Source organism: Enterococcus sp. DIV0703 (genome assembly GCF_051711065.1).
Lineage (GTDB): Bacteria > Bacillota > Bacilli > Lactobacillales > Enterococcaceae > Enterococcus_B > Enterococcus_B hirae.
Map to the genome: position 1 here is coordinate 2,708,014 of NZ_JBIOLX010000001.1, position 14,084 is coordinate 2,722,097.

The window sequence follows — 14,084 nt, forward strand, 5'->3', positions numbered from 1 at the left end:
AGGGTCCTTTCTGTTACATATTTTCGATAGCTTTTTGTAATGCCTCAAATTCTTCATTGGTTAGAGTAAGCCCTTTACCCATTTTCTCATGTTCGGGCGCCCAGTCACGAAGATCGAATTTAGGTGGGCGGCCATTCCAGCTGACTAGGTTCAGCTCTTTTCGCCATCCTTTATTATTTTCGGATAAAACAGCGATCTCTTCTATGATTTCGTAGGAAAATTCTTGTGCCATGGTTGTTCCTCCTTTAGATAAAGTAAATATAAATTCAATAGGGTGTCAAATAACTGCGTATGAAGCTTAGATTGAAGTTGCTCGTTCTTTTTTTGTTTAACTAAATGAGCAATTTCATTGATTTGTTCCTGTTCACTCTTTTGCTTTTTTTGGTATTTTTGGACTCTGCGCCACTCATTACTATTTAATTGTCCGACCTCTCGAATCATTTGATCGAAAAATGAACTTGATTCTTTTTGAATGATCTGTTCGATCAATTCATCTACATCATAAACTTTATTCGGTAAAACGAGCTTTTTTTTGGCTAATAGTTCAAGCATCGCCACCCCGCATGTTTCAATTACTACCCTGTCTTTATATATATTACGCAGAGTTTGCCAAAATTTTGGTTGTTGAACAAAAGTTGTTTCTAGCTGAAGATCATTCACTAGATAGCTTAAAAATTTACGCCAATATTGTTCTGCAAGTTTCGTTGAATAGAACGTATACCAATTCCCCTCAAAATCACCTAACTTTTTTTTCATTTCCAGATAGCCTAATTGGAGATTGAATTGGTTTCTCTGCCGATCAAAAATCAAGAAGGTTCCCAATGACCAATTAGAGCGGCAGAGCCATGGAACAGTCTCTTCTGGTATCGTAATCTTCTTAGTCACTCCGGGACCATCCACATCTACTATTAAGCACTCCGTTGCCCCTTCTTTAATTGCTACATCCACAGGCAAATTATTTCGATAACCACCATCAATATATTTTTGTCCAGCAATGTTTCGATAACTCATAGCGGGATAAAACGAAGCCGAAGCTAGGATCCAATCAGCAATTTCATTGCTTGCCAATTGCTGGATCGGTGTCACCACTTCTTTAAAATCAGGAAGTCGAGTCGAAACGGTAAATAAACGAGGACTTTTCATTTTTAAAATCTTCTCAGCATCTAATTTACTTTTGAGTAACTTTTCCAAAGGGGTGATTGAGGCTCCCCCCTTGATAATTGCTGCTCTCGTCATTTGCCGTGTTTCTTGGATAAACCTTTTCCGTAGATCTTCTGATAATGCAGTTTCTGGTAGCTGTAATACTTGATTCGTTGCGAGGGATTGCCATAAAGAAAGAGCTTGCGATAAATCATCTTGCAAGATCAATACACCGTTTAACGCACCAACTGAAGTTCCCGTAATTACTTCAAAATGAATCTGATGTTCTTTTAACGTTTGCCAAACACCGATTTGATAGGCACCATGAGCGCCACCGCCACCTAATACTAAACCAATATGATAGGTCAGTTTTTTTTGCCAAATTGTCTGAGCCAACTGATTGTCTTGCGTATAACCATGATGAGATAGGAGTGTCTGCCAATATGTCGACAGTGGTTCAATCCATTGAAAAGAACAATATTTTTTGAAATAAAAGCAGGAACACCACTCTATCTCTTTAAAAAAGAGCGTCCAACCAGGCATGTCACCCACCACTAGCACATTTTTAATCAGCCATTGTTCACTGGTTCGTTCGGCAATAAAATAAAGGGTATGTTTGTTACCGATCATCCGCCAAGCTTGCCTTTTCTTTGTTGCCAACCAAAAGGCATCACGGCTTTCCTGATGGGTAGCATAAAAGGGTAGCAATTGTTTGGCTCGTTGAAGTGTAGAGTAGAGGACTGTTTTTTCTGAACCGTACACTTGTTGAATCAGCATAATCTTCTCCTTTTTTATTATAACAAGACAAATATATTCTTTTAAAGTATACTATTTTTTTGAGAAATACTAAAATGAATACATTGTTCTTGTAAAAGCTATAACAAAATCCATTCCATCCATTTATACAAAAACAATGAAAATGTCCATGTTTATCACAAAAAAAGTGATTTTGTAATGGAATTTTAAAATAAAAGAAACAAGCTTTTTTTTAATAAATGTTGTAAAATGAAAGTGATAATGAGTGAGAGGAGGAGCATGATGTCTGAGTCAGTTTATGTACATATTGATACTACTAGCAATGCGGTTGTGACTAAGGGGCTGACTATTAGTGATTTTTCAAACAACATCGTGCATTTCCCACAAAATTTATTGTTATTAGATCCTTCAGAAAATGCTGGTGAATACGAATCCCATACTGGGTTGAAAGTGATTCGTGGAACAGAAAATATCCAACGCTTTTTCTCTTCTGCACGTAATCGTAATCATTCGAGTGATTTAAAATGGATCGATTTTAACGACTTAACGATGCTGAAAGAATTAACGCCATTAGAAATTTCAGAATTGTTATATTTTGGACACATGAAGACCCATCTTCACTCCCCATTTTTTTATAAATTACAAAATAATTTCGTCTACTTCGATCTTAACGATCAACTAGAACGAATCTATTATCGCTATTTAGATGAATTTTATCGGATCTTTGCCAATAAACTAAGTATCATCTTGTCAAAAAAAATCAATGAGAAAAAATCGTTTTTCAAACGAGATATTCCGGTCGAAAAAATTAGTGTGGAATTACTGAAGAATATGCGTAATTTGATGCAAGAAGGAATCATTTTTTCTTTTGAACAAGGTGGATTGATCGATAACGATTATCATATCCCGATCTATGTCATTGAAGATTATATTTGGAAGCTAAAAGGAACAAGATACCTTGATGAAGAAGCAATTGGCACCTTAGTTTATCATGCAGAAGAAAAACGCTGGGAGCTTGTAGGAGAAGCTGCGGAACTCAACTATACTCCTTTAAGCTGATGCTTGGATGTTCCATCATTTTATACTTATAAAAAAAGAGCCTAGACACTTTTATAGTGACTGAGGCTCTTTTCGTTTATTTTTTCCCGATGAACAAAGCTGGAACTGTCCGACCGATCCCAAGCAAAACAACCATTGTAACAATTCCTGTAGCCAAGGCACTTGCACCATTCATGACTAAAGAAAAGAGCCATGGATTCATTCCCCACAAAGCATAACTTCCCCAAAAAACGACGCCTGCGACAAAATGCCAGAAATATCTAGCACCAACACCAACTAAAGTTCCTAATATAATAGTGGTTGTCATCCCTTTTTTATTGCCCATCGTTAGACTGTTTTGCAGCCTTTTAGCGAACACTCCTGTAAATCCTGCAAAGGTAAAAGCAATCGGATACTCGATCAATACTTGAATGACACTGAGATAATACACTTGTCCTGTTGGAAAATGTAAAATCCCCCAAATAAATCCTGATAAAATCCCTGCCTTCCAGCCTCTTCTTAACGCAAACAATGTCAGTGGAATCTGTCCTAATGAAATCTCAAAGCTACTACCTATTTGAAGAGGAATAAAGGATAACACCATCGCTAGTGCAGCTACAAGTGTCCCCTCAATCCATACTTTATATTTTTTCTCCATAAAAAAACTTCCTCCGTTCATTTGAAATCACAAAGGAGGAAGTAAATACAACATACTTCTACAACTAACGTTACATGACTAACGTCAATTGATCGTCACAATTCCTACGCTCGCATAACCGATACAGGTACGAAGGGTTTAGAAAAACTTCAATCTCAGCCTCATAAGGCTCCCCTTTGTGATACTATTCAATTTTTTAATTCTTATTTTTTTGTTTCAAACAATGGACTAACAGGTTTGTTTTCGTGGATACGTTTAATTGCATCACCCATCAAACCACCGACACTTACTTCATCGATTTTTTCGATCTTACGGTCATCTGGCAGATAGATCGAATCTGTTACAACTAAGCGTTCAATCGCAGAATCTTCAATACGCTGTAAAGCTGGTCCAGATAATACTGGATGTGTACATGATGCGTAGACACTTACTGCGCCTGCTTCTTTTAGTGCATTAGCCGCTAAGGTAATCGTCCCTGCTGTATCGATCATATCATCAATCAATACACAAGTTTTTCCTTCTACTTGCCCAATAATATTCATTACTTCTGCTACGTTTGCTTTTGGACGGCGTTTATCAATGATCGCAATTGGTGCTTTTAAAAATTCAGCCAATTTACGCGCACGAGTTACACCACCATGGTCAGGTGATACAACTACTACATCGTCCCCTTTAATCCCTTTTTCTAAGAAATAATTTGCAATCAATGGTGCACCCATCAAGTGATCAACAGGAATATCAAAGAATCCTTGGATTTGGACAGCATGCAAATCTAGCGTCAACATTCTAGTTGCTCCAGCTTTTTGAATCATGTTCGCCACAAGTTTTGCAGTGATTGGTTCTCTGGCACGAGCTTTACGATCTTGACGTGCATATCCATAGTAAGGCATTACTACGTTAATCGTTTTTGCACTGGCACGTTTCAAGGCATCAATCATGATCAGCAATTCCATTAAATTATCATTTACAGGACTACTCGTTGACTGAATAACATAAACATGTGATCCGCGAATACTTTCTTCAATATTCACTTGGATTTCTCCATCACTAAATTGAGTAACCGATGATTTACCCAATTCGACACCGACAGCTGCAGCAATTTTTTCTGCTAACGGGCGATTTGAATTTAACGCAAAAATTTTTAATCTTGGGTCAAAGTAATGTTTTGACATGGGGACCTCCACTTTCTTTTTCACAACTCTAGAATTCTACCTATTAAATACTAGTCATATTTTCTGAATAAATCAAGGGGTTTTACAAAAGTCTTAGTTTAAATAAGGGAGTTTTTTAGCATAATCTTCTTTATTGACCTGTCTTGCACGGGCAATTGCCATAGCATATTCAGGGATATCCTCTGTGATTGTTGACCCTGCAGCTACTGATGTATTTTTAGCAATTTCCACTGGGGCAATGATATTTGCATTAGAACCGATAAAACTATGATCACCAATTGTCGTGCGGTGCTTGTTTTTCCCATCGTAATTCACAAAGACCACGCCACAACCAACATTGATTTCTTCGCCTAATGTGGCATCACCGACATAAGTCAAATGACCAACTTTGGTATTTTTACCAATTTCAGCATTTTTGACTTCCACAAAATTACCAATATGGACACCTTCACCAATTTCTGCTTTTGGTCGTAAATGAGCAAATGGTCCCACGTCCGCATGACTTTTCACAAGACTTTTTTCGATCACAGAATGTTCAACTACCACATGATCTTCAATCACACTATCTACGATTCGAGAATGGGCACCGATCACGCAATCTGATCCAATGACGGTTTTACCTTGAAGTTGGACGCCTGCTTCGATCACTGTATCAGAACCAATCTCTACCCCGGCATCAATATAAGTCGTTGCTGGATCAACAAAACTTACACCATTGACCATATGCATTTTGTTGATTCTTTGGCGCATCAATTCATTAGCTTTAGCTAATGCAATACGATCATTGACTCCCATTGATTCATCAAAGTCTTCTGTCTGATAAGCTGCTACTGTTTTTCCAGCATCTTTGAGGATTTCAATGATATCGGTCAAGTAGTACTCCCCTTGTGCATTGTCTGTTCCTACTTTGTTCAATGCTTCAAACAGAGCTTGATTGTCAAAACAATAAGTTCCTGTATTGATTTCTTGGACCAATGCTTCTTCTGGTGTAGTATCTTTTTGCTCAACGATTTTTTCAACGATCCCAATATGGTCACGAATGATACGGCCATATCCAGTTGGATCTTCGGCTTGTGCGGTTAGAATCGTGGCACTCGCATTTTTTCCTTGGTGATACTCAAATAAATTGTTCAATGTTTCAGTGGTTAAAAGTGGTGTGTCGCCACTGATCACCAGTGTCGTGCCTTCTTTCCCTTGTAAAAAAGATGCGGCTTGTAATACTGCATGACCTGTACCAAGTTGTTCTGCTTGCAGAGCGTATTCACTACGTTCACCCAACTGTGCCTTTACTTGCTCAGCGCCATGCCCGACGATCGTGATGATTTGATCTGGGTTGGTTTCACTTACTCGATTGATAATATGTTCCACCATCGGCTGTCCTGAAACTGGATGTAAAACTTTATATAATTTTGACTTCATGCGAGTTCCTTTTCCCGCTGCCAAAATGATTGCATAACGTGCGTCCAACTGCGTCACTCCTAATTGTATTTGATGGTTTTAAGTTTAGCCCACTCTACTCAATTTTTCAACCAAGCAGACTATATTTGTAACTAGACCATTTTTATCTTGGGGGTTCAAAAATCAATTAGTCAATCAACAATAGTGAGAGAAAAATAGGGTTGTATGAAAAAGGAGAACGAATTTCTCTCATCTGACAGATAACAGCTGGATATCTGATTTGTTGTTGCTGGTTGCTGTAGTGTTTCTATCGAAAATAAGCCAAAGAATTCCCAAAATAGGTGAAACTATTTTCGGATTCTCCGGCTTATTTCTCAGAGCTGGACACTTCTGTCACAATCTCTTCCAGCTATTATTGATCGGCAAATAGATAAATTTTCAATCTCTAATCTTTGAAATAATTTCCTGGTACAACTGTAATGTTTTTGGTCTTCGTGTCGACATCTTTCACGTATAGTAATGAAGTATAATCGTCAATTGCACGATGACCATTAAATTTGGATTCTGCAAAAACGGTGATTCCTACAAGTTCAGATTCAAACTCTTCGATCAAGCTCTTCATTCCATTGACCGTGCCGCCGCCTTTCATAAAATCATCAACGACTAGGACACGAGAACCACGTTTAAGACTTCTTTTTGATAATTCCATCTTTTCGATTCGTTCAGAAGAACCAGAAACATAATTCACACTAACTGTCGATCCTTCTGTGATCTTTGAATCACGGCGTACGATAACAAACGGTGCATTTAAATAATAGGACACAGCTTGCGCGATCGGTACGCCTTTCGTAGCAACTGTCATCACTGCATCGATTTTTTCACCTAAATACTTAGAAGCAATGATTTTTCCAACTTGGCGCAATAATTCGGGCTCACCTAGTAAATCGGATAGATAAACATAACCTCCAGGCAACAAACGATCTTGTTCAGACAATCGTTCAGCTAACGACTCAATGTATTTTTTGGCTTCTTCGTAAGAAATCTCTGGTATAAATAAAACCCCACCAGCGGCACCTGGAATTGTTTCTAGGGTACCATACCCTCGTTCCTTAAATGTTTTTTTGATAATTGCCAAGTCTTCACTGATCGAAGATTTAGCAGATTCATAACGTTCGGCAAAACTTGTCAATGAAATTAATTCGTGAGGATGATCTAATAAATACTGAGTCATATCAACAAGACGTTCACTGCGACGTACTTTCACATATTTCAGCTCCTTTTAAGAAATTATATCGTTTTACATTATATAAGTTTTCATTTAAAAATTCGAGCATTTTGTAAGAAAATAAGTTAAATAGTTCGGTATTTATCTAAATATAAGAAAAAGCAATGAAAATTTTTCGTTTTCATCGCTTTTCTTTTTGATTTTTTATTTATTTTTTCGCTTAATGGAAACAAGCACCCGCTTGAACAAATTGACCACAAGAAACAACACGATAAAGACTAGTGTGATCGTCGCACCCGGTGGCGTATCTAGATAAAAGGAACTTGTTAGTCCCGATAACATGCCGATAAAGCCAACACCGATACTAATGGCAATCACCACATTGAAACTTTTGCCTAAGCGCATACCGATCGCTGCAGGCAGGACCATAATTGCTGAAATCAATAATGCCCCGGCAATTGGGATCATGACAGCAATCGCAACACCCGTGATCACGTTGAACAGCATTGACATACGGTGAACAGGCAGACCATCAACATGGGCGGTATCTTCATCAAAAGTCAGCACGTACATTGGTCGCTTGAACAAAAAGAATAAGAAACCAATAATAACAAATAATACACCCAAAAAGATAACTTGATCCCAAGTAATCGTCACAATCGAGCCAAAGAGGTACGATTGGATACTTGTGGCTGAGTTTCCACCACTAAGATTCATCAAAACTAATGCCAGCGCCAGTCCGCCAGCCATTAAGATCGCAATTGAAATTTCTGAGTAAGTACGATAAATCGTACGTAAATATTCTAAAATCACCGCAGCTAATATTACTACGAACATCGTAGTCAACGTTGGATTGATATTCAAAAAGAAACCCAATGCCACCCCTGCCAGTGAAACGTGTGACAGTGTATCTGCCATCAATGATTGTCTTCGGATCACTAAAAAGACACCTAACATTGGAGCAATCCCCGCAATAAAAATGGCTGCTAAAAAAGCTCGTCTCATGAATTCATATGAAAGCAACGCCATGGAGAATCCTCCTTTCTTACCAAACGAATTTGTCGATCTGCATATTGCTTGATATCCTCATGATCATGAGTAATCATCAAAATTGCCTTGCCATGTTCATGGGCACTATGACGCAATAGTCGATAAAATTCATTACGAGATTCTTCATCCATTCCCGTTGTCGGTTCATCCAATATAAATAAATCTGGGTCAGTCGCAAAAATACGGGCTAAGCTAATCCGTTGTTTCTGTCCACCGGATAATTCTCCGATCCGTCGATGACGCATCTCCCACATTCCAACAGATTCTAAAGCTCGTTTAACATGCTGATGATCTTTTTCAGAAAGTCGTTTGAACCAACGTCCTCTCGGATAGCGACCCGAACGAACCAATTCTAAGACTGTACTTGGAAAGCCAGCATTAAAAGATGCCACTTGTTGGGGAATGTAACCAATACTTAATTTTTGTCCTTCTTGATTTTTGGGGGCGATTTTCACTGTTCCCTTAGAAGGTTTTAACAAGCCTAAGGAAGCTTTGATCAATGTTGATTTTGCTGCACCGTTTTCTCCTGTTAGAATAACGAACTCTCCTGCATCAACGTGATAAGACACATCTTCTAATACAGGTTCTTCATCATAATAAAAAGTCAAATCGGATATTTCGATATAATGCACGCGAAATGCCTCCGTTCTTAATTAATACTTTCTTTTAACGCTTTTAAGTTCTCTTCCATTACCGAAATATAATTTTCGCCGGCTTTGATTTGTTCACTTGTCAAACTCTCTAATGGATTCAATACTTCTAATTTAACACCCGTTTCTTTCGACAATGTTTCCGCCACTTTGGATGACGCATTTTCTTCAAAATAAATCACTTTAATCTTATTTTTGTTCACAAAATCTTTTAGTTCAGCTAAGCGGCTTGGTGTGGGTTCTTGATCAGGCGTTACCCCTGCAATCGCTTGTTGGTGTAAATCATATTGATTCGCTAAATACGCAAATGCGGCATGTTGCGTCACAAACGTGCGGTTTTTGGCATCTTTGAGTGCATCCGTATATTTTTGGTTCAGGTTTTCTAATTTTTTGATATAAGCATCCGCATTTTTATCAAAAGTTGCCTTTTTATCAGGATACTTTTTCCCAAGCTCTGAAGCAATTGTTTTGACCTCTTTGATTGCTAACACAGGATCTAACCAAATATGTGGATCATACTCATGCGAATGACTTTCAGAAGAAGCTTCTTCATGTTCATGATCATGGTCATGGTCTTCTTCTGCTGATTTCAGACGATCAATTCCTTTAGCTGCTTCAATCATCAATGTTTTATTCGTATCGACAGAATCTTTCAATGAGTCAACAAAAAATTCCATATCTGGACTATTATAAACAAACACATCCGCATCAGCGATTTCTGCTTGTTGTTTTGCACTAGGTTCAAAATCATGCGGTTCAGTCCCAGACGGGATCAACAACTTGACGTTTCCTTCATTTCCAACTACTTCTTTCGTAAATTCATACATCGGATAAAAGGTCGTAACAATCGTTAACTCATTTTTCTTTGAATCCTTTTGGTTCGTACCACCACAAGCCGCTAATAAAAACATCCCTACAGCTAGTGTTATACCAATCATATATTTTTTCATAAGACTCTCCTTTCGAACAAATCGTAAAATTACGATTTATCAACGGAACTTAATGTATCAGAATAAAAAAATAGAGTCAATAGAAATCCTTCAATTTCTGATTTATACGAACAAATTCAATGTAAACCGTAAAATGAATGATAGTTTGTTCATGTTACTGAGAGCAAAACAAGCTTTCTAGTCCATTTTTTCCAATTTCTAAATAGAATAAATAACGTTTAGAGTAGCTAAGCTGCAACCAACTCAAAAAAATCTCAAAACAGCTTCTTCTGTTTTGAGATTTTTTATTCTTCATCTCTTAGCAACAACTAGTTCTGGCCTATTTTACAACGTGCGTACTAAATATACTTCATCACAGAAACCTTTCAGCCCGTTATAGACTCTTTGTGCTCTTGAATAATGTTGACATAAGGCAAAGACTGTCGGTCCGCTTCCGCTCATCAAAGCGGCATCTGCCCCATACTTTAACATGCGTTCTTTGATTTGATGGATAATTGGATGACGTTTGCCGGTAACATCTTCTAAACTATTTCCCATGTATTGAATCATCGTATGGTAATCTTGTTGCTGGATTGCCTCCACTAGTCTAGGAATGTTCTGATGCTGGATTTTTTGCGCATCTACTTCTTTGAAGACGGTCCTAGTCGAAACACTCATTTTAGGTTTCACCAAGATTACCCAACACTGAGGCATTGAAGGGAGAACTTGGACCACTTCTCCTTTGCCGCCAACAAACGCAGTATTACCATAAACACAATAAGGCACATCCGTACCAACTTCCAAACCAATCTCAGCTAATTCTTCCAGAGAACAACCGAGATTCCATAGTTGATTGATCCCTCTCAGTGCAGCTGCACAATCTGTGCTGCCCCCACCCAGTCCAGCTGCAACTGGAATATTTTTTTTCACAAATATTTTTACGCCTTTTTTGATATGATACTTATTCTTAAGCAATGTTGCTGCTTGATAAACGTTATTTCGTTGATCTACTGGCAAAAATGCCTTATTCGTTTCTACGATGATTCGATCCTCAGGTATCTCTTCAAAGAATAAGTGATCTGCTAAATCTACACTCGACATTACCATTTCCAGCTCGTGATACTCATCGGGACGCTTGTACAAGACATCTAATCCCAAATTGATCTTAGCTGGTGCTTTTTCTATCAGTTCCATCCTCTCACCCATTCAAAAAGTCTAAGTCGCAAGTATTCTATCACAGAGAAAAATAAAAGTATAGCTCATACGAGTGACGTGTTTACGATCTTAGCGGTTTTCTCAGACCTTTTCTGTCTACAGATAAAACAAACCATCCTTCGACCACATTCATTTTCTCTAGCTACCGTCAATCGCTTTTTCACGTTTTAAACTATAGGTAGCTAAAACACGTCACCAGTTATTCCTCTATTTACGCAATTTACAATTCCGTTAATACTTCTTCTGCAAAACTGATACTTTTTTCTTTTCCCTTCCCAATTAGTATAAACAACTGTAATGTGGCAAATGTAAAACTGCTTCCCTTCATGTAAGCAAAATAGCGACCTTCCCAGCGAGTGACATAGCGCAGTTTTTCTTCATAGGTCGATTGAAAGGAGTAAAAGAAACTACCATAATTATAAACAATATGCATGATGCGCTCTTGAAAGAATGCAAAGTCTGTTTCCCCTACATTTGCTAACGGAGCTAAACCAAGATTTGCCTCAAGATAGCCCTTTTCTTGGTAGACAACAAATAGATTGACTAATAAATAATCGGATAGTTCAGCAGGTTCATCTGGCAATACACGTAATAGATCATAGCCTGCTTGGCTCTCAGATATTGGTTGCTCTGTAATAAATCCGACCACTTTTTGTTCTTTGCGTACCACTCCAACACCACTGGCTAACAGATAAGATTCGTCAAAACGGCCAACAGAAAAATGCTTTTCTCTCGCACCATGTAACCACTGATCCGAAACCTCACTCACCGCAGCTAATAGTTCCTCAGGTAATTGTTCGTACCAAGTGAAATGATAGCCTTCATTAGTTAGACGCTGGTACTCTAGCTGTTGATTGACCCAAGGCATTTCTTCTGTAGTCAAATCTGCCATTCCTACCTCGCCGACTTTTGTAAAATGAAAACCTAATTCATGCAACATTACCACATATTTTTCTGAGATCTTGTAAAAAGCAATTTGATACCCTAAGCAATCAGCTTTTTGCATAAATTCTGTAATAGCAGGACGAATCATTTGTGGGTTGCCAATCGGGTCTCCCAAAACAAAGCATTTATTTCCTTTGATCTGGTAACCAAAGACGACTTGATCCTCTCCATTTTGTTGATAGTAATAATATTTATATCCTGGTAAACGAAGATAATGACTAGCAGATGTCCCCTGATAGACGGTCAACATCTGTTTGAATCTTTCGATTTGTAAATCTGACCCTAACTCATTCGTTTCAGAAGCAAGGTACTGATACAATGCTACTAATGCCAACAGCGAGATCCCTAGACCAATCAAGCCTGAAAACCAAACTTCATCGGATGGGAACAGGAGAAAGCGATCAGCTGTCAATCGATTTACCCAAAAACGTCCACTATGATACCCTGCAATTGCATAGACGATAAATAGAAACCCAAACAAACATAGATCAAAAAGAATGGCACCCCATGAATAAACAAATTTCTTACGGTAAAATTCTTTCCGAGCTAGCCAGACAGCCAGAAGAATCAAGATATACACTAAAATCAATTGCCAAGATAATGTTCGAGTAACTGTGTTAATGATTCCAAAAGCTAATAAAGCAATAGTTGGTAAAAAAGCCTTCTTCACTTTCATTGCTAACGCTCTTCCCAACCCAAGCAATAAGAATCCAATCAATAGATTCAACGTTTGGTCTAAAAAATTAAACGAGAAAGGTAATAAAATCTGAAACAATCGACTGATCGCAGAAAGATTCGTAATCGTAGATAGTAACACCATCATGATCCCTGCAAAATAAACGGCTGTGACCAAAATAAAATGCGCGATTTTTTGAAAGAGCAGTCGTGGTATATTGTCTAAAAAACGATTCACTTTTACTCCAGTATGTGACAGAAATAAAAATAAGCCAACCGCAAAAGGAACCACATAATAAAACAAACGGTAATAAAGTAACCAAACCACTGCAATATCTTGTCGAACAGCTAACTGACTCATACCTAAGATCATCAACACATCAAATGTCCCGACACCCCCAGGAACCATTGTCAACATACCGATTAACGTAGCGATAATAAACATTGGATAAATCGAAAATAAGGAAATATCTACATCCATCAAATAACCAATCGCTAAAAAAACGACCAATGCTCCAGTCCATTGCCCCACAGAAGCTAACAGTAACCCGACTAGACCCTTAGGATAGAATTCCGCAAATAATGTTCTTCTTTTTAAATAAGCAAAGAAAAAAATAGCCGGTGCTATCACACTACCGCCAAGTAACCAAATCCAATAACTTCTAAAAATACTAGTAGTTTGTAGAAAAAAAACATCAATGAACGTTAGAAATGACCATAATGATAAACCAGTCAACATAAATAATGCAACTTTAGAAACAGTAGCAAGTACCATTTTCCGATTTGTTTCTTTTCCATAAAAATTTGCTCTAAGACTAGCTCCAACAATTCCTCCAAAGCCCGCTAAATTATTAATTGTATTCGTAATAAAAGCAGCTAAGAAAAAATCGTGACGCTTCATTTTAGGTTTCCCTTGTTTTTCCAACACGCGAATCGTCACCCAGTCATACAACAACATTGGCAAAACACCGATCAACCCCACTAAAACCATTAAACACAGCGTAACATAACTTTGTTGTCGCATAGTTTGCCAAATATCTTGCCAACTCATTCCATTTGCAATATTTACGACTTGATTGGCAACGAAAACTATAATAGATCCAAAAAAAATCATTTTTAAAATCAAGCTATGATTTTTCAACCACTGAAATGCCGTATGACTTTTATTTTTCACACTTTACCATCCTTACTTGAAAACTTTCAATTTATAAATCAATGTTAGCTTATTTACCT

The 14,084-nt window shown here is 37.8% G+C and carries 12 protein-coding genes and 1 riboswitch; of the genes, 1 reads left to right on the top strand and 11 read right to left on the bottom strand.

Annotation, left to right across the window (positions count from 1 at the left end):
- Positions 1-13 precede the first annotated feature (13 nt).
- On the bottom strand, positions 14-232 hold the full coding sequence (locus IGK81_RS12430) for a YdbC family protein (RefSeq protein ID WP_010720605.1): 219 nt from the start codon (positions 230-232) through the stop codon (positions 14-16).
- A complete protein-coding gene (locus IGK81_RS12435) occupies positions 202-1,917 on the bottom strand; it encodes a patatin-like phospholipase family protein (RefSeq protein WP_438758117.1) in 1,716 nt (571 codons plus the stop codon). The genes IGK81_RS12430 and IGK81_RS12435 overlap by 31 nt, the downstream gene beginning before the upstream one ends.
- A gap of 261 nt (positions 1,918-2,178) precedes the next feature.
- Between IGK81_RS12435 and IGK81_RS12440 the strand changes: the two genes are divergently transcribed.
- Positions 2,179-2,955, top strand: coding sequence for a hypothetical protein (locus IGK81_RS12440; RefSeq protein ID WP_010720607.1), 777 nt, complete (start codon positions 2,179-2,181; stop codon positions 2,953-2,955).
- Positions 2,956-3,031: 76 nt separating this feature from the next.
- Here IGK81_RS12440 and thiT read toward each other — a convergent pair whose 3' ends face one another.
- The 9 genes from thiT to mprF form a co-directional block, all read right to left on the bottom strand.
- A complete protein-coding gene (gene thiT, locus IGK81_RS12445) occupies positions 3,032-3,592 on the bottom strand; it encodes an energy-coupled thiamine transporter ThiT (RefSeq protein WP_034700038.1) in 561 nt (186 codons plus the stop codon).
- A gap of 84 nt (positions 3,593-3,676) precedes the next feature.
- Positions 3,677-3,778, bottom strand: a riboswitch (TPP riboswitch).
- A 17-nt stretch (positions 3,779-3,795) separates the two neighbouring features.
- Complete coding sequence (locus tag IGK81_RS12450) at positions 3,796-4,764, bottom strand: ribose-phosphate diphosphokinase (protein WP_010737274.1); 969 nt, start codon at positions 4,762-4,764, stop codon at positions 3,796-3,798.
- Between the two features lie 93 nt (positions 4,765-4,857).
- The gene (glmU, locus tag IGK81_RS12455) at positions 4,858-6,231 is read right to left on the bottom strand and encodes a bifunctional UDP-N-acetylglucosamine diphosphorylase/glucosamine-1-phosphate N-acetyltransferase GlmU (RefSeq protein ID WP_034700040.1); all 1,374 of its coding nucleotides are present in this window, start codon (positions 6,229-6,231) and stop codon (positions 4,858-4,860) included.
- Positions 6,232-6,607: 376 nt separating this feature from the next.
- Entirely contained in the window at positions 6,608-7,426 is an 819-nt protein-coding gene (gene purR / locus IGK81_RS12460) for a pur operon repressor (RefSeq protein ID WP_010720611.1), read from the bottom strand.
- A 165-nt stretch (positions 7,427-7,591) separates the two neighbouring features.
- Positions 7,592-8,416, bottom strand: coding sequence for a metal ABC transporter permease (locus tag IGK81_RS12465; RefSeq protein WP_010720612.1), 825 nt, complete (start codon positions 8,414-8,416; stop codon positions 7,592-7,594).
- Entirely contained in the window at positions 8,389-9,069 is a 681-nt protein-coding gene (locus tag IGK81_RS12470; protein ID WP_010737272.1) for a metal ABC transporter ATP-binding protein, read from the bottom strand. The genes IGK81_RS12465 and IGK81_RS12470 overlap by 28 nt, the downstream gene beginning before the upstream one ends.
- A gap of 17 nt (positions 9,070-9,086) precedes the next feature.
- Entirely contained in the window at positions 9,087-10,037 is a 951-nt protein-coding gene (locus IGK81_RS12475) for a metal ABC transporter substrate-binding protein (RefSeq protein ID WP_034700042.1), read from the bottom strand.
- A 324-nt stretch (positions 10,038-10,361) separates the two neighbouring features.
- The gene (ispE, locus tag IGK81_RS12480) at positions 10,362-11,210 is read right to left on the bottom strand and encodes a 4-(cytidine 5'-diphospho)-2-C-methyl-D-erythritol kinase (RefSeq protein ID WP_014834412.1); all 849 of its coding nucleotides are present in this window, start codon (positions 11,208-11,210) and stop codon (positions 10,362-10,364) included.
- A gap of 241 nt (positions 11,211-11,451) precedes the next feature.
- On the bottom strand, positions 11,452-13,965 hold the full coding sequence (mprF, locus tag IGK81_RS12485; protein ID WP_220381049.1) for a bifunctional lysylphosphatidylglycerol flippase/synthetase MprF: 2,514 nt from the start codon (positions 13,963-13,965) through the stop codon (positions 11,452-11,454).
- Positions 13,966-14,084: the final 119 nt, after the last annotated feature.

Bases quoted from the DNA above. Each gene is read 5' to 3' on its own strand.
- IGK81_RS12430 (WP_010720605.1), bottom strand. From the start codon at position 232: ATGGCACAAGAATTTTCCTACGAAATCATAGAAGAGATCGCTGTTTTA.
- IGK81_RS12435 (WP_438758117.1), bottom strand. From the start codon at position 1,917: ATGCTGATTCAACAAGTGTACGGTTCAGAAAAAACAGTCCTCTACTCT.
- IGK81_RS12440 (WP_010720607.1), top strand. From the start codon at position 2,179: ATGTCTGAGTCAGTTTATGTACATATTGATACTACTAGCAATGCGGTT.
- thiT (WP_034700038.1), bottom strand. From the start codon at position 3,592: ATGGAGAAAAAATATAAAGTATGGATTGAGGGGACACTTGTAGCTGCA.
- IGK81_RS12450 (WP_010737274.1), bottom strand. From the start codon at position 4,764: ATGTCAAAACATTACTTTGACCCAAGATTAAAAATTTTTGCGTTAAAT.
- IGK81_RS12465 (WP_010720612.1), bottom strand. From the start codon at position 8,416: ATGGCGTTGCTTTCATATGAATTCATGAGACGAGCTTTTTTAGCAGCC.
- IGK81_RS12475 (WP_034700042.1), bottom strand. From the start codon at position 10,037: ATGAAAAAATATATGATTGGTATAACACTAGCTGTAGGGATGTTTTTA.
- ispE (WP_014834412.1), bottom strand. From the start codon at position 11,210: ATGGAACTGATAGAAAAAGCACCAGCTAAGATCAATTTGGGATTAGAT.
- mprF (WP_220381049.1), bottom strand. From the start codon at position 13,965: ATGATTTTTTTTGGATCTATTATAGTTTTCGTTGCCAATCAAGTCGTA.